The organism is Mycobacterium sp. NPDC006124, from assembly GCF_040614235.1.
Classification (GTDB): Bacteria; Actinomycetota; Actinomycetes; order Mycobacteriales; family Mycobacteriaceae; genus Mycobacterium.
The window spans coordinates 23,296-41,994 of the sequence record NZ_JBEXUA010000011.1 but is presented as its reverse complement, the minus strand read 5'-3'; the positions used below and the strand labels follow the sequence as shown (position 1 = coordinate 41,994).

Sequence of the window (18,699 nt, the reverse complement as noted above, 5' to 3'; positions counted from 1 at the left end):
TCGGTGACCGGCCCCTCAAGGCCAGCCGTTTCGTAGTGCCAGAACGTGTTCCGGCGTGCGTTAAGCACTGTAGCGGCGGGCTCCGACAACATGGTCGACGACGCCCAGCGCGGCGTTGCACACAGAATACCTCTCAGTCTTAACGACTTCTATACCTGAGGGCTGTTAGGCTCTTCGTGACGGCAACCCAGGGAAGGGGACACCACCGATGGGCCACACGCCACCACTGACCGCAACCGCTCCCGAGGCGTGCGTGGCGGTGATCGCGTGAGCACCGCCTACGACGGCGACAGCGGGTTCGCCGAAGGGCGCCGCCAGGAGCGGCGACGCTACATCGAGGGCCGCGCGGCGCGTACCGCGGTGCCGGGCCGCGCCAAGAACGTCAAGAAACCGTGGACCGTCGACGAAGCCAAGATCGCGCTGAATCTGGCACTGACCGTGCCCGAGGCGGCTGTGCAGATCGGGCGGACGGCCAGTGCCGTCGAATCACTTCGCCAGCGCTGGAGGAAGGGCCGGTTACCGGACGCTCTGTCCGTGCACATCCCGGCGCCCCGGAAGGAGCAGCGATGACCGAGGCAAAAGATCCCGTCAGCTATCTGCTGACTGTCGGCGGACGCACGTATCGCATCGACGCGGACGCCGAAACCCATGACATCCTTCAGTGGTACATCGAGGCCAAGGGCACGCCCACCGACCTCGCCGGCCTGTCCCGCCAACAGGTAGTGGCCCGGCTGGGACGCAGCGCCCTGCCCACCGACTTCCCCGCCTCCGACATGACGATCGGTGACAGTGCGCGTGAGGCCGGTTTCTGGCGGGGATGGTTCGAATCGACCGTCCGCGACTACGAGGAGCGGATCCTCGACACTGCAGCCGAAGCCGAGAGCGCGGGCCAGGAACAGGCCGACACCAGCGATGACGGTACGTCCCCCTGGGTGCCGAAGACCCGGCAGTGGACCGACGTCCCGATCGTCGCCGACGGCCGCGTCGCGATCGTTACCAGCAGGGGCATCGTCAAGCCCTCCGGCGCGGTCGTGGCCGGCCCCATGCCCGCTGGAGACGCTCTGCACAAGTTCCTGGTCTGGAACTGGGGCCCGAAGCCGAAAGAGCAGCCGCAGGTGTGGTTCACCTATGAAGCGCTCATCGCGCTCGGCGTTCCGATGGACAACCTGCCGCCCGATGATCTCGCCGGTCTGGTGGCCACAACGTTCCACTGCGAAGTGACGTGGAGCCAATCCGGTTGGTTCACATGCCGTTTCGAGGACCACGACGGTACGACACGCAAAGCGCAACTCGTGCTGGTGCCGCTGCTGTATCTGGACCCGCCACCGCAGCAACCGGGTGACATGGGCGTGGCAGGCAAGGAGGGGACACCCACCGAACTGCCCGAGGACGAGGCCGAGGCCGTCAAGCTCCTCGCCGACCGCATCGCATGGCTTGCCGGTGTGGGAGACGCCGGTCTCGTGCCGTCATCGCGGTGGGCCAACGTCGGCGCGCAGCTCCTCGACCGCAAACGGCAATCGGGTCGGACCAAGGCGATCGAAGCCTGCCCGCTTCCCACCGAAGTCAGCGTCGAAGCCGGCGCCGATCTGGAGCCGACGCTGCCGGTGAAGTGGGATCACCGGCCGCATCGAGGCCGAGAAGACTCCGTGGACGTCCAGGTGGATCAGCGGGCGGCCTACCTCGCCTCCGCAGGGCAGGTTGAACTTGGTTTCGGCAAGCCCAAGGAGCTGCAGCAGATCAAGGTCGACGTCTTCAACCAACAACGTCCCCCGTTCGGTCTGTGGCGGCTGCACCTGCCCCCGGCTGAACAGATGGACGGACTGACCACCAAACTGCCGCTGCCGCACCCGAGCATGCACTGGAAGGAACCCACCACCTTGTGGGTCACCACCCGCAGCATCCAGCACCTGACCGCGCCGGTGGAATCCGGCGGCGCCGGGTTGGGCGTCGAGGAACTCGACATCGACACCGCGTGGGTCTGGCCTGAGCAGTCCCGACTGCTCCGCGGATGGGCCGACGCCCTGCGCGGCAAGCTCCAGGAAGCCCGTGACGCCGAACGGCTCGACTACCAGCAGATGATCAAGGCCATCTATACGACCTACCTGGGGCGCATGGGCAGCGGCAAGTGGCCCCCCTTTCACAGCGAGCACCAACAGCCCGCCTGGTACGCCGCGATCCGCGCCGACACCCGGTTCCGCGCCATGCGCTACGCCGCCGGCATCGCCACCCAACACGGGCTCTACCCGATCGCCGCCGAACTCGACGCGTGGATCTACCGACTGCCCGCCGGCACCGATCCGCAGATCCTCGACGAGAAGTCCACTGCCAACGGCAAATACCGCATCAAGTGGACCAGTAGCGACAAAGCGGACACCACAGCCGAGGGCGCGGACCAGTGAAGAAGGGCCGCTTCGCCAGTACGCCGCCGCCGACGCCGCCACCCTCGCCGACCCCTGCGGCTACCCCACCGCCGAGCAGCGGCGGTCAAGGGGCGCAGCCGTCGTCGGCCGGCGGCGGCAAGGGCTTCGGCGCGGCCGTGCGCGCGCTCGTCGAACGCAAGTTCCGCGAACTGAGCAAAACCCAACGCTGGCAGGGAGTCTCGGAAGCCAAGAGGCGAGCCGAGGCGCGCCGTCGCGGCACCGATGAGATGCGCAAGCGCCTCGAACGTGAGACCGGGAAGCGGCCCGCGGTGAGCACCGTGACCCGCAACGCGTCGAAGGGAAAGACCCCGCAGGGTGCAGACCAACAACGCCTCGACCGCCAGGCCGCCATCGACCGCGCCGGCGGACTCAAACAGTTCGCGTCCAAGGCGAAGATCAGCTCCCACCAGGCGCGCCGGTGGAGGGACTCCGGCGGTCCCATCCACACCTCGGAAACCATCATCATCGACTTCGACGTCATCGGGGACCTGCAGCACGGGCAGCACAGCGAGGGTGAGCCGGAGACCCTCGACGTCGGCAAGCACCTGACCGGCGAAGTGGCCCTCGACGGTGTTGACGCCGACGACTTCATCGAGGCCTTCGCCGCAGGTGACATCGAGACACAGAAGGAGATCCTCGGTGTGCGGATCGCCCAGACGATCCTGATCGGCTGGGATGGCAACATCACTCGCACCTACACGGTGCAGTCGATCATCACGCTGAGCATCCGCGACTGACGAAGCCGAGGACGTGTCGGTGCCCATGACTAGACTCATCTCCGTCACCAGTTCCACAATCCGGCCCGACACGCGTGTCAGGTCAACTACCGAAAAAGGATGTGCCCCATGGACACAACGCACGCCCGCCCCGCACCCTCCGCGGACACGGCAGCCCCTCCGGAGCCACCGCAACCGGAACCGGCGGGCACGATCTGGGTCGACTTCGGAGACGGTGGATCGGCCCGCTGGGCGGGACTGAGCATGACCACCCTCGACCAGGTGTGCGCACACCTGGAAACCGTCAAGAAGCCCGACACCCTGACCTGACGACACCCGGCCAGAGGATCCGCCCCGCCCAGTACAGTGAACGACAACGAGGCCCCCGCGGCCACGCCCTACAACAGCAACCGGCCGGGTATGCGTACCCAGTCTCACAACCCCGATGGGAACCACCACATGCAGCTCACAGAGGACGAGATGGCGAGCCGCGTCGGCCTGCCCGGCCCCGTCATCGCCGAACTTCTCCAACCTCCCAACGGCACATCCACCACTGCCTGCTTCGCCGACAGCGACGTTCTACGGGCCCAGATCGCCGCGCTCATGCTGTCCTACGGAGTGCGCTGGCACTGGGTGCAGACGGCGATGCGCGAATCCTCACCGAACCCCGAGTCCTTGCGCGCCGCACTGGACTTCTGGAGCCGCATCGCTCCACACCCCGCCCACCCGCGGCACTGGCCGCATGCGGCCACTGCGCTGGCAACCGCCCTCATGGTCCTGTCCCTGCTGACGGGCATCATCCTCGGGCTGCACCTGAGCCCCCAGGGGCTGCTATGACCGAATGCCACCGCCGCCACACTGGGGGACGCGTCGTCGCCGCAGATAGCCCCGTCAACCCCGAAGCGAAAACCGGCACCGCCGGCCCGACCCACCCATACCGAAGGAGTCTCGATCATGACCGACAGCCGCGTGTACACGCCGGCGCAACCCTGGTTCCCGCCGGCAACGCCGGTGGACTTCCCCGAAGGCCGCCTCACACCGGCCTGGGTGGGCAAGGTAGCCAAGTCCAAGCACGGCGACGTCGTAATCCGCTCCCACCTCGTCCCACGCCACCCTCAGGACAAGCGCTACATGGGCGCGTTCCGAACGTTCTGGCGAGCACTGGCGTTCGCCGACCGCCGAGGCGTCTACACGATGCTCGAACGCTGGCTGGCCGATGCCGATGCCGAACTGGCAGGTGCCGCGCTCAGCGAGGAGGACGTCGCCGTGTTGCGCCGCTTCCGCGGCGACGTCGACGGCGCACTCAACCGGCTCAAGCGCGCCGACGACGAGCCCATGGCGTGGGCTGGAGCCGAGTTCTCCAAGTACGCGCCCGAGGAGCGCGTCATGCTCGAAGCCCTCATAGGCGCCATCTCCCTGCACCGCGCCGGCGATCTGGCCGACGACGAGCTGTACGCCATCCTGGGCAGCCTCGACGTGGACCCCGCTGACCGCGACACCGGCATCACCGACGCGGCCCTGGCCAAGATCCGCGCCGCCGCCCAAACCGGCGAACCGCTCGAACTCGAGTCCACCTACCGGCGCTCCTGAGGCGGACCGGCGCGAATCCCTCTCCAGCCGCAGTGATCCCGTCGTCCGCCTAACCATGAAAGGGTCTGTCGGGTCGGGGCGATGGCCGCGAAACATGGTTGTCGGTGGTGCCCGATAGCATCTACCGCACAGCGCGAAAGCGATTGCAGGCACTATGAATCGGCCGTCTCTGCGGGGAGCGGTCACCAACCGAGGAGCACACCATGACCGACGTGACCACCACCTACGGCACCGACTCGGACTGCCTGGATGGCCCTCGCGGCTGCCAGGGGGACGCCTTCCCACGCGCCGCGCTGTCGGGAAGCGGGGAGTACTACACCCGCTGCGACCATCATTGGAACGCATACCACGAGCGCACGGCCCCGCGGATGGCTGAGATCCGGGCCCGCTACCCGGAGACCCCACCGCTCGACTTCGACCCCCTCGCAGCGGGTGAGCGATGGTCGGAGGACGACCCCTGGCCGTGACACCCCAGCTGCTTGTCGGTGCCCGTCGGTAAAATCGACTGCAACACGAATCGCCCAGTGCGATCACCGAATCGGCCCCACCTGAGGGTGGTGCCACCCAACCCCGAAGGGGCGATGACAATGAACAGCGACACCATGGGATCTGCGCGCTTCGTCGGTCCGGCCGCCGGACTCGTCCACGACGGCCACCGGGTCGTCGAATGGTTCGGCGACGCCGGTCTGTACGTCCTCGATCCGCCGCTGCGCGGGTACGGCACCGTCGTCGCCTCCACGCTGGACCGCGCCCCGCGCATCGCCGCGTCCGGCGGTGCCGAGTACGGCGTCGAGACGTTCCTGTGGGGCATCACCGGAGAGGACCTCCAGTACGGGTTCGACGCCGAGGAACTGCCCGGCAGCGGCTGGGGCAACACACTGGCCGACGCTATGGCCGAAGCGGGCTACAAGCTGATCCCGTAACGGTCGATGCTGCGTGTGTCGGTGCCCACCGATAGAATCACCCCAGCAGGGCAAACCACTGTCCTGCGGCACAAACGGCCATCCCCGCGGGGACGGTCACCAACCGAAGGGTCATTGCAATGGCTGATATGAACACCACCGTCACCGTGATCGACGCGTGCGGCATGGCGAAGGTCCCGGCGCTGCTGCTGAGCCGTCCCGGCAAGGGCAAGTCGAGCCTGATCCGCGGACTCGCCGCCGCCCAGACCATCCCGTGCGAGGTCGTCCTGGGCTCGCAGTACGAACCCGCCGAGATCGGTGGACTGCCCTATCTCGACCCCAACGGCAACGGCGTACAGCGGGAGGCCCCCGCATGGGCCAAGCGGCTCGTCGAGGCGGGCACGGGCATCGTGTTCCTCGACGAGCTGACCACCGTGCCCGAAAGCGTCCAGGGACCGATGCTGACCGTCGTCCTCGATCGCGTCGTCGGTGACCTCAAGTTGCCCGATGACGTTCGCGTCGTCGCCGGCGCGAACCCACCCGATATGGCGGCGGGCGGATACGACCTCGCGCCGCCGATGGCAAACCGGTTCTGCCACATCAGCTATGAGCCAACCGTCGATGACTGGCTGCACGGCATGAGCACCCGGTGGCGCATCCTGCCGGTGTCGCGTGCGGTGGTCGCCAGCACCGAACGCCTCTCCGCGACGGTCTCGTCGGTCATGGGTTTCATCCATCACCGTCCCGACCTGCTCGACAAGTTCCCCGAATCGCCTGAGGAACGGGGCCGCGCCTACCCGTCGGAGCGCAGCTGGGACATGCTCGCCCGTGCACTGGCCTACGTGCGTGCCGACGATCAGCCCGCGATCCAAACCCTCGCAATGGGATTGGTCGGCGAGGGCGCGGGCATGGAATTCGTGCAGTGGTTGCAGCACGCCGACCTACCGGACCCCGAGGCGGTGACCGCTGACCCGTCGCTGGTCGACTGGGCGCATGAGCGACCCGATCGCGTGTGGGCGGTCCTCAACGGCGTGGTGACCCTGGCCGCTGAACGCGGCACCGTCGAGGCGTTCCGCAAGGCGTGGAAGCCACTCGGTGCCGCCGCCGATGCCGGGGTTAAGGACTTCGCCGCGGCCGCGGCGCGCACCCTGGCCAGCTTCCGCCCGCCCAACGCGAAGATCCCGGTCGAGATGCGCAAGTTCGAAGCGCTGCTCAAGAGCGCCGGGTTGCTGAGCGAGGACGCGGCATGAGCCTCGCGACCGGCACCCAGGCTCGCGCTTTGACCGCCGAGGAACGCGAGGCGTTCCGGGTGGTGCGGCTCGTGGCGTTTCAGCAGATGCCCTATTACGCCGCGGGGCTGTTCAGCCTCATTCCCGTAGCACTGCCCGGCTTGGGAACCTGGGCGGTAGACCGTTGGTGGCGCGTGTATCTCGACCCCGAACTGCTAGTGGGGGAGAACGCGTGGCCGGTGCGAGAATCTGGCGGAGTGCTGTGCCACGAACTCAACCACGTGCTGCGCGTGCACGCCGAACGCGCGACGGCACTGCCGCAGCCGTACAGCCATGACGCATGGAATCTCGCCGCCGACGCCGAGATCAACGACGACCTGCTCGACGCGGGTGTGGAGCTGCCCGACGGGGTGGTCACACCGAAAGCGATCGGCTGTGACGACCACGGCCTGGCCGAGGACTACTACGCGCACGTGATCGACGACGACCCCGACGACGGGGGTGGTGGCAGCGCCCCCTCTGAGGACGGGGAACCGGGCTGCGGATCCGGGGCGGGACTCGCTCCAGTGCCGGGGGAGCTGGCTCCGGCCCAAGCCGTGGACGGGCAGACCGGCGTCGACGAGGCGACCGGCGGTCTGATCCGCCGGCAGATCGCCGAGGCGGTCCGCGACGCCGCCGGGAAGGGGCGCGGGACCGTGCCCGCCGGGCTGCAACGGTGGGCCAACGGCGTGCTCAGACCGTCCAAAGTGCCCTGGCATCGGGTGCTGCGGTCCGTGACGCGGCAGGCCGTCGTCGAGGCGGCTGGCCGGGTGCAGTTCACCTACACCCGCCCATCCCGCCGCCAGAGCCCCGGATTGATCCTGCCGTCCATGCGCGGCCCCAAGGTGCGGGTCGCCATCGTGCTGGACACCTCGGCGTCCATGACCAACGCCGATCTGCTCGCGGGTATGGCGGAGATCCGCGGCGTGCTCAAGTCGACGGGTATCAGCGGCGATCGCGTCACCCTGCTCACCTGCGACGCCGCCAACGGAACCCCGCAGCGGATCAGCCGGGTGGACAACGCCGTGCTCACCGGCGGCGGAGGAACCGACATGCGGGTCGGGATCGCCGCCGCCGACGCCCTGCGACCGCCGCCGCACGTCACCATCGTCATCTCCGATGGCGACACCCCGTGGCCCGATCACCCGCCCCGGTCAAAGCTGGTGTGCGTCATCGTCGGAAACGAACACGCCGCTACGCGCACACCGCGTTTCGCGCTGTCCGCCACGGTGCCGAGCGGAGCCGGCTCCTGACGGCGACCCAACATGTCGGTGGGTCGCGCTACAGTTCTTAGGTAGCGCGACCCCCACGGGTTGCCCAGAACCGGCCAGGCTTGCGAGCCCGGTCACCGAGCCTCGATAGGCGGTACCACCATGGCTGAGAACAGCGACCATCCCGGCGGCGCACTGCACGCATACGCCCACCAAGTGCTGGCCGGAACCGGCCTGACCGAAACCGACGCTTATGGCACCCCCTCCGACGACGATGAGGGATCAGCGGTGCACGCGTTGCAGCACGGATGGGAGCTGGCGTGCCGCGCAGCGAAGGTGGCCGCGCAGTGACCGTCGAGTTCTACGACCTCGCGCAACGCCTCGCCGCCGAGAAAGCGGGCAAGCCCGTCCTGCGGGTCGCTCAAGCCCTGTCCACGCTGTCCCCCGCGGCGGTGTTCGTCGATGCGGACACCACCGAGAAGGGCACTGTCCGAGCCACTCTCACACCCCCGGCCAGCTCGCCCACCACTTACACGGGCAGGGCAGTGCTGCGCGCTCTGGCGCGCGCCGGCGCACAGATGGACCCCACGGCACCGCCGGCACAGCTCGTCATGCCGGATGGGGCCTCCCTGGCCGTGCTCGCGTCCATCGCGCGCACTCACCACAAGGACGCCGACCCGAGCATCCGCGCGGCATCCGCGGTCGTCGGCTGGTGGATCGACCGGGCGGGCTATCCGGGCACCAACGCGGTCGTCAACCTGCTGGCCCACAGTCGCCAGAGGTTCATCACCGGAGCGCCACCCGATGCCGAACGTCACACCGCGCATTGGCGTTGCGCGCTCGCGGTTCCCGGTCTGCCGCAATGGGCTCAACGCGTCGGAGCCGGGGTGCCGTTGGACGCGTTGGCCCCGATCCGGGAGGACGACGCCTACACCTTCGCCCAGGCGTGCGCGCGGTTCGACAAGGGCTACAGCTGGACTGCGCCGGAACCGCCGCCGGTCGCGGCCATGGGGTTGCGCGCCCGCTGCGACACCGCAGATCTGTGGGAGGCGGCGCTGCTGTCGGATCGGCTCTGGCGACACCGTGCCGTGCACACCGGCCACGTGACCGGCGGTGAAGTCGTCGAGACGACCAAGGCCACCTTCACCGTGCGCTGCCGCCGCCTCGACGCCCGGTTACGCATCGGATCAGATGTTCTGGGCTGGGCCGGCGGGTTGGACTCCTACGACCGGGCCACCCACTTCTACGGAGACATCCACGAAGCGACGGCACACAAGGGCGCGCTGCTGCTCACGGTGGCACGGGTGGCCGCAGAACACCGCCCGTCGACCGGGCAGTGGGTCTCCCTGATGCCAGCGCCGCCCAATCCGCGCACCGTGAGCATGGGCCGATCCAAGTACCGCCGGTTGCAATTCCGCGCCGACTCGTGGATCGCCTCGGGGAAGTCCCCCGGCCTGCGTCGCCGCGACGTACCCCTCGATGTCCTCTGTGCCGCAGCAGAAACGGAGTAAAACCATGCGAATCCTCAAGCCGCGCAACACTGTCGCTGCACAAGAAGGCGTGAACGCACCGCCGGCACCCGTCACCGCACCGGTCCCCAAACCCAAGCCCAAGGCGGTCACCTGGCCCGGAATGGAACTGCTCAACGACCCGATCAGCGCCCAAGTGCTCATGTCGGTGTGGAGCGGAGATCTCGTGGTCAACGTTCCGAGCCCACCGGGAGCCGGCAAGACCCGCCTCACGGTCCTGCTGGCCGCAGCGCTGTCACACCGCGCCGGTCTACGGGTCGGTATCGCCGCCCAAACCCGCGCCCAGGCCGTCGACATCGCCCGGCGGCTATCGAACGTATGTGAGCATCCGAAGATCGGATTGCTCTGGGGCCGAGGCAATGTGAAGCCCGACGCCCACGGGTGCCCGATCCTCGACGGGTCGACCAAGATGTGGCCCAACAGCGGCGGGGCCGTCCGGGTCGCCACCAAAGCGCGGTGGCTGTTCTCCGAACCATCCAAAACCAAGGCCGACGTCTTGATCGTCGACGAGGCATACCAGTGCACCTACGCCGACCTTGGCGCGCTCGGATCCATGGCGGCGCAGGTGGTCTGCGTCGGAGACCCCGGCCAGATCGACCCCGTGGTCACCGGTGACGTCACGCGGTGGGCCAGCTCACCCACCGGCCCGCACATCCCCGCCCCACACGCGCTCGCCGCCGCTCACCCCAAGATCGTCAACACCGTCGCACTGCCCTACACCTGGCGGCTGGGACCCGACACCACCCACCTCGTGCAAACCGCGTTCTACCCCGAACTGCCCTTCACCTCACGCCGCCCGCCCGAGCACATCGCCTCCGACGGCCAGGCGCTACCGGAACTGACCCACCGGGCGATCACCGTCGCCAACGGCAGCACCGACTCCGCCCTCATCGCCGCCGCGGTGACGCGGGTCCGCGAGCTGCTCGACGGCGCGCAACTGTGCGACGCCGCCGGCGCGCGTCCGGTCACCGAGGACGACCTGGCCGTCGTGGTGCCGCACGTGCCGCAGGCCGCGGCGGTGCGCGCCATGCTGGCGGATTACCCGCGCCTGCTCTGCGGGACCGCAGATGCCCTGCAGGGCCTCGAACGGCCCGCCGTCGTGGCTGTGCACCCGATGGCAGGTAAACGCATTGCTGATGAGTTCTCCCTGACGACGGGCCGGCTGTGCGTCATGCTGTCCCGTCACCGTAGCCACCTGTCACTGCTCGTCGACCAGCAGAGCCGCGACGTGCTGCACCAGACCGACTCCGAGGCTGCCGTCGCCGCGGCGACCGTCATGGACCGGCTGCTCGCGACCGCGGAATTCTGAGTGCCGCGGCGACGGAATCAGGCTGCGGTGGCGGTACTTCTCCGGCATGGATGCCAAAGACCCCTACCGCGACCGACCGCCCAGCCCGCCGCCGAAAAATGTCGGAGCGCCGCGATACACTGAACGCAGCGACTCACACCGAGAGCGCACACCAACCGGCCAGGCCCGCGGGCCCGGTCACAGAGCCCCCGAAGGGTGACACCACCGATGTATTGCGTTGACGACGAGGACTTTCCCCTCGAAATGCTCACCGCGGACGAAGCCCGCACCGTTCTGCACAGCCTCCACGCGCAGGCCACCGCGAACACCACCCACGACCGTGCCCTGGCCGCCCGGATCGACGACGTTACCGCCTGGCTGGAGACGTTGGCCGACGAGGCGGCCGCCGCCGCCGCGGACGAGGCCGCGGCCGAACACGCCACCGACATCTACGCCGACGAACTCGCCGGGATCTGCTCATGACCGCCACGCACACCGCTGACAGCGCCGACGTCGACACCGACACCGACACCGACGACATCTGCTGCGACCCGTACGAGGAAGGCTGCACAGCCTCGCTCGACGACGGCGAAGGATGGAACGGAGCGTGCGGCAACTGCGCTGACCGCCAGTACGCCGAGGAGGAAGGCGACTGGTGGCTCGACGACGATGACGCCGACGACACCGACGCCGCCACCCAGAGCGAGGGGGATGGGCGATGAACCGCCCTCAACCGGTGCTACCTGCCGCCCTGGCGGCGCGGCCACACGACCGCCGTCGCGGCCTGCCTATCCCGTTCGTCAACGAAACCCCTCACGGCGATATCGATTTCGCGGCCATTCAGGCAAGCCAGGTGCTGCGCTGCGCCCGTGAGCGGCTGTGCGGCTCCTGCGGACAACCCCTGGCGTGGTGGGTGGCGTTCCTCGGCGGACCCGAATCAGCCACGCAGCGGGCATATCTCGACCCTGGGATGCACCCGGACTGCGCGGAGGCGGCACTGACCCTGTGTCCCCACATCGCCCGACGACAGCACCGACGCGCCCCCGAACACCGGCTCGCGACCGGCGTCATCACTCCCGACACGATGACCGAGACCAAGCCGCAGCGCTGGGTGATGGGAATCTGCCGCGACTACGAAGCCGGAATCGTCGCGCCTCGCAGCCCGCAGGCGCACGTGCTGTTCCTGCCCAAACCCTTCCACCGCGCCCGCACCTGGAGCTACACCGCCGACGGGCACCTGACCGAGGAAACACCCCCACGGCAACGCTGACCAGCGGGGACGGCACGTCCCCGCTACACGACGACCGGACGATCCCCGCCCAGCAAGGAGGAGACAACCATGCGCGCACTCCGCATCAGCGCCAACGGATGGTGGCAGAACATCGACATCGAGCCCGCCGCGGCGAGGAACCGGCACCGCGGCGTCACCCTTGGTCTACGGCACAACATCGCACTCTGGTACTGCGCCGACACCAGCCCTGACGCCGAACCCAACATGGCCGCTATGACGCTCCTGCCGGCGGTGAGCGGCCTCGGGCCCGAGGCCGTGCCGATGATCTACGGCGACGCCGTTGTGATGGGGGTCGACCCGGACACGGGTGAGCCCGCCACGATGAATGACCAGCAGTACCACGCCATCAGCTACGCCCTACTGTCCTCGCTGGCCGCCTGAGTCCGAGCGCCCATACAGGGCAGCGGGCCGCGCAGTGGCCCGTCCCCCTCACCTACACGGCCGGCCCCGAGAGGCCGGTCACCAACTCCGAACGGCGGGAGACCGTGATGCCGATCGACGACAGCTACTACACCCCAGTCCAAGACCCGGCCACCGCCGAGTTGGCCTGGGCGACCTCGTTGGGCGAGTTCCAGCTGGCCGACCGCGTGGCCCTTCGACCCGAGTCGCACTGGCACAGTGCAGGAGAGCGCACCGGGATGGTCGTCGGTGTCCCCGGCGGCTGGGTCCGGGTGCGACTGGACACCTCCGGCCGCAAGGTCAAGATCCGCTGCCGGGACCTGGCCGTCATCGCCATCCCCATTCGGTGCAGAGCCGTCACCGAGGCGATCATGGAATCCAAGGACTTCCAGTGAGTGGGCACGTGCTGATCCTGGTGGCGTGCGGTGCAACCAAACTGAGCCATCCAGCTCCCGCCGAAACCCTCTACACCAGTAGCCACTTCGCCCTCATGTTGTCAGCCGCCCGCAGCGAAGCAGTCGATACGGTGCGCGTCTGCGGCGGCACCGCCGACGTCGCCATCCTCTCGGCGCTGCACGGGCTTGTCGACCCCGCGAGCGTTCTGGAGCCCTACGACCTCAAAATGGGCCAGCCCGGCTCGATCACCGCTGCGCAGGTCGCCACCCAACTCGTCCACACCCCGCCAGACGAGATCGTCGCGATGCTTCCGGCGGCCTACCGGCTGGTGCTCGTTGAGGCGGTGGAAACGCTCAATGACGCGGCCCTGGCCGACATCACCGTCCACAACGCCTTCGAAAGTGCCCCCGGTATCGGATACCAACGCGGTGTCGCTGCATCGCTGCTACGGACCGCAGGCCGCTTCGGCAACAATCGACAGTAGGAAGCAAATGTCAGTGCGGCGCAATATAATTAGAGGTGCGTCGCTGATCGCGGCGCACCATACGGCCCGGCCTGCTGGCCCGGTCGCCCACCTCCGAAGGGACGCCACACATGACGATGCGCACCGTGCTCATCCAATGGACAGAGATCTCGCAGCACACGGCCCGCGTGCAGGTGCCAGCCGACAGCGACACAGGGGAGCTGGACCTGGAGAACCGGCTCGCCGAACTCGACGACGACGGCTTCCAAGGCCTCGAACGCGAGATCCAGTCCGTCGTCACCGTCGAGCACGATCCCAACGCCGAAGTCCTCGTACCCCTCGACGACACGACTGCTCGACGAGCGAGGATGCGCCGCTGATCGGCGCCCGACCCTACGGCGGGGGACCTGCCGTCGTAGCTGTTCAGCCACTACGCCGAGCGGGTCCGACGCGCCCGGACGCGAGACCGCCGACGGGTGCACCTGGCTCGCGGCGACATGAGGGCCGATCACAACCGCCGGCGCACCCTCAGAATGGCGCCCGCCAGGTGCATACTCAAAAGGGACGCACATCAGGGCAGGTCAACGGGGATGACACGGAACATGCACGACACCGAGCACGGCGACGCACCCGCGCCGCGGATCGCGCTGTCCGCAGACTTCACCATGCCCGTGGACGCCGTAACCGCCACCTACGCCATCCTCGGAAAGAAGGGCCGCGGAAAGACGTACACCGCGTCGGTGCTCGCCGAAGAACTGATGGACGCCGGCTGCCTGATCTGCGTCATCGACCCCACCGGAGTCTGGCACGGACTGCGGTCCTCCGCCGACGGACGCGAGGCCGGCTACCCCGTCGTCATCCTGGGCGGAGACCACGCCGACATCGCGCTACGCCCCGACCAAGGCGCAGTCATCGCCGAACTCATTGCCCAACAGCGCTTCCCCGCCGTCCTCGATCTGTCACTGATGCGCAAAGCCGAGCGCCGCGCCTTCGCCGCCGACTTCCTCGAAACCCTGTACTGGCGCAACCGCGAACCGCTGCACCTCATCATCGACGAAGCCGACGAATTCGCGCCGCAACGAGCCCCAGCAGGAATCGAGCGGCTACTCGGTGCAACAGAGGACATCGTGCGCCGCGGCCGTGTTCGAGGGCTCGGGGTGACGTTGTGCACCCAACGTGCCGCTGCCCTACACAAAACCGTTCTCTCGCAGATTGATTCGTTGATCGCACTCGGAGTGACCGCACCGCAAGACGTCAACACCATCAGCGAATGGGTCGCCCAGCACGCCGAAGAAGGCCAAGCGCGCGAAGTCCGGCAGTCCCTTCCGTCACTGCCAGTCGGGCAAGCCTGGGTCTGGTCACCCGAGTGGCTCGGGGTCACGCAACGCATCACTGTGCGCCGCCGCCGGACCTTCGACTCCAGCTCCACCCCGAAAGCGGGAGCGCGCCGGCACACCGCCATCACCTGGGCTCCGGTCGACGTCGACGGACTGCGCCGACGGCTCGACGACACCACCGAGGACCAGCAGGCGACCCCCGGCGCGCGAGGCCAGCAGGCCCAGACCGAGATCGACCGCTTACGCCGACAACTGGCCGCCGAGCAGGCACGCGTCGCCCAGGTGCAGCGCGTCGAAGTGCCGGTGCTCTCGGGCGAGGAGATGCGGGCACTGACCGAAGCGGTGACCCGCCTGCGCGACGTCGGCCAACAGATCATCGCCGCGGCAACCACCGTCGAACGAGCCCTCGCCGCAACGGAAGCCGTCATGACCAGGGCATCCGACACGTCCCCCGATCGGGAGCCGCCGCCGGAGCCCGCAGTCGCTCCGGCAACGGCAGTAGGGGAGGGGGCCGGCGATGCCCGTCTTAGTCTGGCGCACCGCCAGATCCTCACCGTGCTCGCTCAGCACGGCCAGCGGACCACCAATCAGGTCGCCTTGCTGACCGGCCGCAGCCACAAGGGCGGTGGATACCGCAACGCGCTGTCGACACTGCGCAGCGGCGGATTGATCGAAGGTCGCGGCGATATCCGCATTACCGACGCCGGCCGGCTCGCGCTCGGCAGCTGGGAGCCCCTGCCCCCGCCGGGCCCTGGGCTCATCGACTGGTGGGCCCAGCAGCTCGACAAGGCGCCCCGCCTGATCCTGCAGTACTTGGCGAACAACGCCCACCGCAACGTCCCCATCGCCGAGGTCGCCAACGCCACCGACTACAGCTCCGCCGGAGGCGGCTTCCGCAACGCCATCTCCCGGCTGCGCTCCCTGGACCTGGCCACCGGCCGTGGCGAGCTTCGTATCAACCCCGACCTACTCACGGCCGGTGACCTCGCGCTCTAATGCTGCGGCCCACGCGCATGGCAACGACAGGGGGACCTGCCATAGCCGCAGCTAGGGCGCGCGCTCAGTGCAGCTTGCAGTCGAGCATGACGGAAACCGGGTCCAGGGCCGGTACTACCACTGCGACACCCCATACACCGGAGGAACCACCATGCAGTTCCGCAAGACCAAGACCCTGGGACCCTTCCGCTTCACCCTGACGCAGCGAGGCCTGTCCGTCAGCGCCGGAGCAGGCCCACTGCGATTCAGCCGAGCCGCCGACGGCACCGTGCGCCGCACACTGCGGCTGCCCGGCACGGGAATTTGGGACACGAAAGTCATACGCCGCCAACGTCACTGATGGAAAGGGACGTCCCACGCCGACGTGATGACAGACGACCCCCTGCACCCGTGCTCAGTTATCGGTAGCGGCGTTTAAGGGTTTTAGGCGTGCGATCGAGCGCCTTGGCCCACTCAAGGAACTGCTCCAGCCGCTCGAGTTCGTCTGCGTCGCCACCGTCGTCATGAGCGGCCTGCAACCTCTCGAAAGCGACACGACGGGCTGCGTCCAACTCGTACTCGGCGCGAGCCCACCAGATACGCGGCCCTGAATCGGGCGCCCACAACGGCTGGTACTTCTCATGCACCCGTTGCCGCCGTTGATTCAGCACCTCCGCGATCATGCCCCAGCTTGTCTTGCCCCAGCGGAGTTCCATGATCAACCCAGTCTTGGTGTCGTCGAGAATCTTTCGTGCAGATTCGACAGTGTCCAGCATCCGCAGCACAGCCAGTTCGTCAGCGCTGCGGGTTCTCAGCTCCCAATCCGGTGTGTGCCCGTGCGGATCTCGGCGACGCAGCTCGCCCTCCAAGAGAGTCACCAGCATCTCCCGGATCGAAGTGATGGGTTCACTGTCCTGCCACGTCCACTCGCGGTCCAGGGGCGACAAGAACGGCCACCGTTTGAACCAAAATCCCCCGTCGGCGCGCCGCCCCATAACACAGCACCCTGCCACAAAGTGTCCGGATATGCGGACAGAAGTAATGATATGTGCAGGTCGTGAGGGGTTTCAATGGGTTCTATGACCAATAACCACCACGCACCACCGCCCGAGCCGAACTCCAACACCAGAGCGTTCGGCACAACGATTCGCGCGCTCATCTCCGTACTCGGCAACATCGCCGCGTCGTTGGCGACGCTGGCCGACCTCACCGGACGCACCGAGATCGCCATCGCCCTACAGATCATCAGTGTTGCAGCGCAGCTCATTTCACTGGCCTACGCCGCCGCCGAAGCCGATGACCACGGTCACGGAACCACATAGCGTCCCCGCACCCCTGCTGCCACACAGCCTGCCCCGCCGGGGCGGGCTGTTTTCGTATGCAGCTCCAGCACCGGTGGTCGCGCCTGGTCCGCGCCGTCGTCGAAATCGGGTGTTGTCGAGACGCTGAAGCGCCCGAACCCGCAGCTAACCTAGAGACCACGCGTCACCAGCGACTACGCGAGGCCCCAGCCCTCAGTCGCAGCTCGGGACCGGCGCCCACGAGGAGACTGAGGGGAGATCACCGCCGATGACCGCTCACGGTAACGACCGTTCGCCGGTGTCCAGCGCCGCGGCGCCCACCGAGAGTCATCGTCGTGCACGATCTGCGAGAAGGCGATTACCTGCCCGACTACGGCAGCACGCCGTCGACATTCGCACCGAACACCTCGGCGTCGAGTGGGTCGACCTCCTACTCTCCGACCAGCGTCATCTCACCCTCGACGGCCACGACGACATTGTTGCCGCCCCCGCAACAGCCGAGTCCGCGGCCGTTCCGGTGAAGGGAGGTACTGCCCTGTGTCACGGTTTGTGATCAGCAGCCTCCGCGAAGGCCCCGACGAGCTACGGCGCAAGCTCCCGCTGGGCGGAGAGACCATCGAGATCCGGACGGGCCCCGATGGCCAGGCGTATTTCTCGGCGCGGCTCGACGAGCAGGTCATTCACCGCCTCAACCCGGACGTCAACGCGGCGGCCCTATCGGCAGAACACCTCGGCGCAGACGACTCCGGGCCCTTCCTGTGGGTGCGCGACATCGTGATGCGCCCCAGCCGCCCAGGCGACACCCCGCACTACGGCATGCAGCGATTCCCGGTCGACATCGCCTACGTCCTGGATCTCAGCTACCACGACGACCAGGTTGTCGACTTCACCAAACTCCAGCCCGTCGCCGCGGTCGACATCGACGACCTCCCCAACGACGATGAGACCACCGCCCCCGACGATCACCTCACTGTGCCGCCGCCGTTGGTGGCCGCCGAGGGCCTCGACGTCGAACGGACGGTCCCAGTCCAGCTGGCTGGCCGCGACGATCAGCTCACTGTCCCGCCGCCCGTGGCGATCGGCGAGGACCTCGACGCAGCCCCGGCCGAGCCCGAGGACTTCGCCGAGGAAGCGGCATCGCCGGGTGCCGACAGCGGCTTGGACATCGACGTCGAACAGACGACCCCTATCGGGACCGCCGGCCATGGCGATCAGCTCGCCGCCCCGGCCCCGGTGTTTCCCGCCGAGGACCTCGACGCCGCCCCGGCCGAGCCCGAGGACTTCGCCGAGGAAGCGGCATCGCCGGGTGCCGACAGCGGCTTGGACATCGACGTCGAACAGACGACCCCTGTCGAGACGGCCGGCCATGGCGATCAGCTCGCCGCCCCGGCCCCGGTGTTTCCCGCCGAGGACCTCGACGCCGCCCCGGCCGAGCGCGAGGACTTCGCCGACGAGGCCGCATCGCCGGGTCACGACAGCGGCTTGGACATCGACGTCCTGCCCAGTGCGGAGACCACCGCCGAGGACCTCGACGCCGCCCCGGCCGAGCGCGAGGACTTCGCCGACGAGGCCGCATCGCCGGGTCACGACAGCGGCTTGGACATCGACGTCCA

At 68.2% G+C, this 18,699-nt stretch carries 24 protein-coding genes and 1 pseudogene; 24 read left to right on the top strand and 1 reads right to left on the bottom strand.

Going from position 1 to position 18,699, the window contains the following annotated elements:
• Nucleotides 1-267 precede the first annotated feature (267 nt).
• From ABZ195_RS20860 to ABZ195_RS20755, 22 genes are all read left to right on the top strand, one after another.
• Nucleotides 268-570 (top strand): hypothetical protein, encoded by a 303-nt coding sequence (locus tag ABZ195_RS20860; protein ID WP_355221120.1) that lies wholly within the window; start codon nt 268-270, stop codon nt 568-570.
• The gene (locus tag ABZ195_RS20855) at nt 567-2,399 is read left to right on the top strand and encodes a hypothetical protein (RefSeq protein ID WP_355221118.1); all 1,833 of its coding nucleotides are present in this window, start codon (nt 567-569) and stop codon (nt 2,397-2,399) included. Before ABZ195_RS20860 ends, ABZ195_RS20855 begins: the two co-directional genes overlap by 4 nt.
• Entirely contained in the window at nt 2,396-3,157 is a 762-nt protein-coding gene (locus tag ABZ195_RS20850) for a hypothetical protein (protein ID WP_355221116.1), read from the top strand. The genes ABZ195_RS20855 and ABZ195_RS20850 overlap by 4 nt, the downstream gene beginning before the upstream one ends.
• A gap of 108 nt (nt 3,158-3,265) precedes the next feature.
• The gene (locus ABZ195_RS20845; RefSeq protein WP_355221114.1) at nt 3,266-3,466 is read left to right on the top strand and encodes a hypothetical protein; all 201 of its coding nucleotides are present in this window, start codon (nt 3,266-3,268) and stop codon (nt 3,464-3,466) included.
• A gap of 129 nt (nt 3,467-3,595) precedes the next feature.
• On the top strand, nt 3,596-3,973 hold the full coding sequence (locus ABZ195_RS20840) for a hypothetical protein (RefSeq protein ID WP_355221112.1): 378 nt from the start codon (nt 3,596-3,598) through the stop codon (nt 3,971-3,973).
• Nucleotides 3,974-4,090: 117 nt separating this feature from the next.
• Nucleotides 4,091-4,726 carry a hypothetical protein gene (locus ABZ195_RS20835; protein ID WP_355221111.1) on the top strand — a complete coding sequence of 212 codons (636 nt, stop codon included), beginning with the start codon at nt 4,091-4,093 and terminating at the stop codon, nt 4,724-4,726.
• Nucleotides 4,727-4,929: 203 nt separating this feature from the next.
• On the top strand, nt 4,930-5,193 hold the full coding sequence (locus ABZ195_RS20830) for a hypothetical protein (protein ID WP_355221109.1): 264 nt from the start codon (nt 4,930-4,932) through the stop codon (nt 5,191-5,193).
• A 120-nt stretch (nt 5,194-5,313) separates the two neighbouring features.
• On the top strand, nt 5,314-5,649 hold the full coding sequence (locus ABZ195_RS20825; protein ID WP_355221108.1) for a hypothetical protein: 336 nt from the start codon (nt 5,314-5,316) through the stop codon (nt 5,647-5,649).
• A gap of 119 nt (nt 5,650-5,768) precedes the next feature.
• Complete coding sequence (locus ABZ195_RS20820) at nt 5,769-6,878, top strand: AAA family ATPase (RefSeq protein WP_355221106.1); 1,110 nt, start codon at nt 5,769-5,771, stop codon at nt 6,876-6,878.
• Nucleotides 6,875-8,149: a VWA-like domain-containing protein gene (locus ABZ195_RS20815; protein ID WP_355221104.1), complete on the top strand. Its 1,275-nt coding sequence runs from the start codon at nt 6,875-6,877 to the stop codon at nt 8,147-8,149. Before ABZ195_RS20820 ends, ABZ195_RS20815 begins: the two co-directional genes overlap by 4 nt.
• A gap of 120 nt (nt 8,150-8,269) precedes the next feature.
• On the top strand, nt 8,270-8,458 hold the full coding sequence (locus tag ABZ195_RS20810) for a hypothetical protein (RefSeq protein WP_355221102.1): 189 nt from the start codon (nt 8,270-8,272) through the stop codon (nt 8,456-8,458).
• A complete protein-coding gene (locus ABZ195_RS20805; RefSeq protein ID WP_355221100.1) occupies nt 8,455-9,618 on the top strand; it encodes a hypothetical protein in 1,164 nt (387 codons plus the stop codon). The genes ABZ195_RS20810 and ABZ195_RS20805 overlap by 4 nt, the downstream gene beginning before the upstream one ends.
• A 49-nt stretch (nt 9,619-9,667) precedes the next feature.
• Nucleotides 9,668-10,945, top strand: a complete 1,278-nt coding sequence (locus ABZ195_RS20800) for an AAA family ATPase (RefSeq protein WP_355221096.1) — start codon at nt 9,668-9,670, stop codon at nt 10,943-10,945.
• Between the two features lie 207 nt (nt 10,946-11,152).
• Nucleotides 11,153-11,407, top strand: a complete 255-nt coding sequence (locus ABZ195_RS20795) for a hypothetical protein (RefSeq protein ID WP_355221094.1) — start codon at nt 11,153-11,155, stop codon at nt 11,405-11,407.
• Nucleotides 11,404-11,646 carry a hypothetical protein gene (locus ABZ195_RS20790; RefSeq protein WP_355221092.1) on the top strand — a complete coding sequence of 81 codons (243 nt, stop codon included), beginning with the start codon at nt 11,404-11,406 and terminating at the stop codon, nt 11,644-11,646. The genes ABZ195_RS20795 and ABZ195_RS20790 overlap by 4 nt, the downstream gene beginning before the upstream one ends.
• Complete coding sequence (locus tag ABZ195_RS20785; protein ID WP_355221090.1) at nt 11,643-12,194, top strand: hypothetical protein; 552 nt, start codon at nt 11,643-11,645, stop codon at nt 12,192-12,194. The genes ABZ195_RS20790 and ABZ195_RS20785 overlap by 4 nt, the downstream gene beginning before the upstream one ends.
• Nucleotides 12,195-12,263: 69 nt before the next feature.
• Entirely contained in the window at nt 12,264-12,596 is a 333-nt protein-coding gene (locus tag ABZ195_RS20780) for a hypothetical protein (protein WP_355221088.1), read from the top strand.
• A 107-nt stretch (nt 12,597-12,703) separates the two neighbouring features.
• Nucleotides 12,704-13,009 (top strand): hypothetical protein, encoded by a 306-nt coding sequence (locus ABZ195_RS20775; protein WP_355221086.1) that lies wholly within the window; start codon nt 12,704-12,706, stop codon nt 13,007-13,009.
• Between the two features lie 8 nt (nt 13,010-13,017).
• Nucleotides 13,018-13,494, top strand: a complete 477-nt coding sequence (locus ABZ195_RS20770) for a DUF6884 domain-containing protein (RefSeq protein ID WP_355221084.1) — start codon at nt 13,018-13,020, stop codon at nt 13,492-13,494.
• Between the two features lie 110 nt (nt 13,495-13,604).
• Nucleotides 13,605-13,853: a hypothetical protein gene (locus ABZ195_RS20765; RefSeq protein ID WP_355221082.1), complete on the top strand. Its 249-nt coding sequence runs from the start codon at nt 13,605-13,607 to the stop codon at nt 13,851-13,853.
• Between the two features lie 222 nt (nt 13,854-14,075).
• The gene (locus ABZ195_RS20760; protein ID WP_355221080.1) at nt 14,076-15,806 is read left to right on the top strand and encodes a DUF87 domain-containing protein; all 1,731 of its coding nucleotides are present in this window, start codon (nt 14,076-14,078) and stop codon (nt 15,804-15,806) included.
• 151 nt (nt 15,807-15,957) lie between these two features.
• Complete coding sequence (locus tag ABZ195_RS20755) at nt 15,958-16,146, top strand: DUF4236 domain-containing protein (RefSeq protein ID WP_355221079.1); 189 nt, start codon at nt 15,958-15,960, stop codon at nt 16,144-16,146.
• A gap of 58 nt (nt 16,147-16,204) precedes the next feature.
• Here the strand turns inward: ABZ195_RS20755 and ABZ195_RS20750 are convergent, their stop codons facing one another.
• A complete protein-coding gene (locus tag ABZ195_RS20750) occupies nt 16,205-16,732 on the bottom strand; it encodes a hypothetical protein (protein ID WP_355221077.1) in 528 nt (175 codons plus the stop codon).
• Nucleotides 16,733-16,864: 132 nt separating this feature from the next.
• On the opposite strand from ABZ195_RS20750, the gene ABZ195_RS20745 reads away from it, so the two are divergent.
• Together ABZ195_RS20745 and ABZ195_RS20740 are read left to right on the top strand one after the other, a co-directional pair.
• On the top strand, nt 16,865-17,107 hold the full coding sequence (locus ABZ195_RS20745; RefSeq protein WP_355221075.1) for a hypothetical protein: 243 nt from the start codon (nt 16,865-16,867) through the stop codon (nt 17,105-17,107).
• A 516-nt stretch (nt 17,108-17,623) separates the two neighbouring features.
• Nucleotides 17,624-18,699: pseudogene (locus ABZ195_RS20740) on the top strand (hypothetical protein); the annotation flags it as partial.

What these genes read in the sequence shown, in the direction of transcription:
- ABZ195_RS20855 (WP_355221118.1), top strand. Translation starts at nt 567, where the DNA reads ATGACCGAGGCAAAAGATCCCGTCAGCTATCTGCTGACTGTCGGCGGA.
- ABZ195_RS20845 (WP_355221114.1), top strand. Translation starts at nt 3,266, where the DNA reads ATGGACACAACGCACGCCCGCCCCGCACCCTCCGCGGACACGGCAGCC.
- ABZ195_RS20840 (WP_355221112.1), top strand. Translation starts at nt 3,596, where the DNA reads ATGCAGCTCACAGAGGACGAGATGGCGAGCCGCGTCGGCCTGCCCGGC.
- ABZ195_RS20835 (WP_355221111.1), top strand. Translation starts at nt 4,091, where the DNA reads ATGACCGACAGCCGCGTGTACACGCCGGCGCAACCCTGGTTCCCGCCG.
- ABZ195_RS20830 (WP_355221109.1), top strand. Translation starts at nt 4,930, where the DNA reads ATGACCGACGTGACCACCACCTACGGCACCGACTCGGACTGCCTGGAT.
- ABZ195_RS20825 (WP_355221108.1), top strand. Translation starts at nt 5,314, where the DNA reads ATGAACAGCGACACCATGGGATCTGCGCGCTTCGTCGGTCCGGCCGCC.
- ABZ195_RS20820 (WP_355221106.1), top strand. Translation starts at nt 5,769, where the DNA reads ATGGCTGATATGAACACCACCGTCACCGTGATCGACGCGTGCGGCATG.
- ABZ195_RS20815 (WP_355221104.1), top strand. Translation starts at nt 6,875, where the DNA reads ATGAGCCTCGCGACCGGCACCCAGGCTCGCGCTTTGACCGCCGAGGAA.
- ABZ195_RS20810 (WP_355221102.1), top strand. Translation starts at nt 8,270, where the DNA reads ATGGCTGAGAACAGCGACCATCCCGGCGGCGCACTGCACGCATACGCC.
- ABZ195_RS20795 (WP_355221094.1), top strand. Translation starts at nt 11,153, where the DNA reads ATGTATTGCGTTGACGACGAGGACTTTCCCCTCGAAATGCTCACCGCG.
- ABZ195_RS20790 (WP_355221092.1), top strand. Translation starts at nt 11,404, where the DNA reads ATGACCGCCACGCACACCGCTGACAGCGCCGACGTCGACACCGACACC.
- ABZ195_RS20785 (WP_355221090.1), top strand. Translation starts at nt 11,643, where the DNA reads ATGAACCGCCCTCAACCGGTGCTACCTGCCGCCCTGGCGGCGCGGCCA.
- ABZ195_RS20780 (WP_355221088.1), top strand. Translation starts at nt 12,264, where the DNA reads ATGCGCGCACTCCGCATCAGCGCCAACGGATGGTGGCAGAACATCGAC.
- ABZ195_RS20775 (WP_355221086.1), top strand. Translation starts at nt 12,704, where the DNA reads ATGCCGATCGACGACAGCTACTACACCCCAGTCCAAGACCCGGCCACC.
- ABZ195_RS20765 (WP_355221082.1), top strand. Translation starts at nt 13,605, where the DNA reads ATGACGATGCGCACCGTGCTCATCCAATGGACAGAGATCTCGCAGCAC.
- ABZ195_RS20760 (WP_355221080.1), top strand. Translation starts at nt 14,076, where the DNA reads ATGCACGACACCGAGCACGGCGACGCACCCGCGCCGCGGATCGCGCTG.
- ABZ195_RS20755 (WP_355221079.1), top strand. Translation starts at nt 15,958, where the DNA reads ATGCAGTTCCGCAAGACCAAGACCCTGGGACCCTTCCGCTTCACCCTG.
- ABZ195_RS20745 (WP_355221075.1), top strand. Translation starts at nt 16,865, where the DNA reads ATGACCAATAACCACCACGCACCACCGCCCGAGCCGAACTCCAACACC.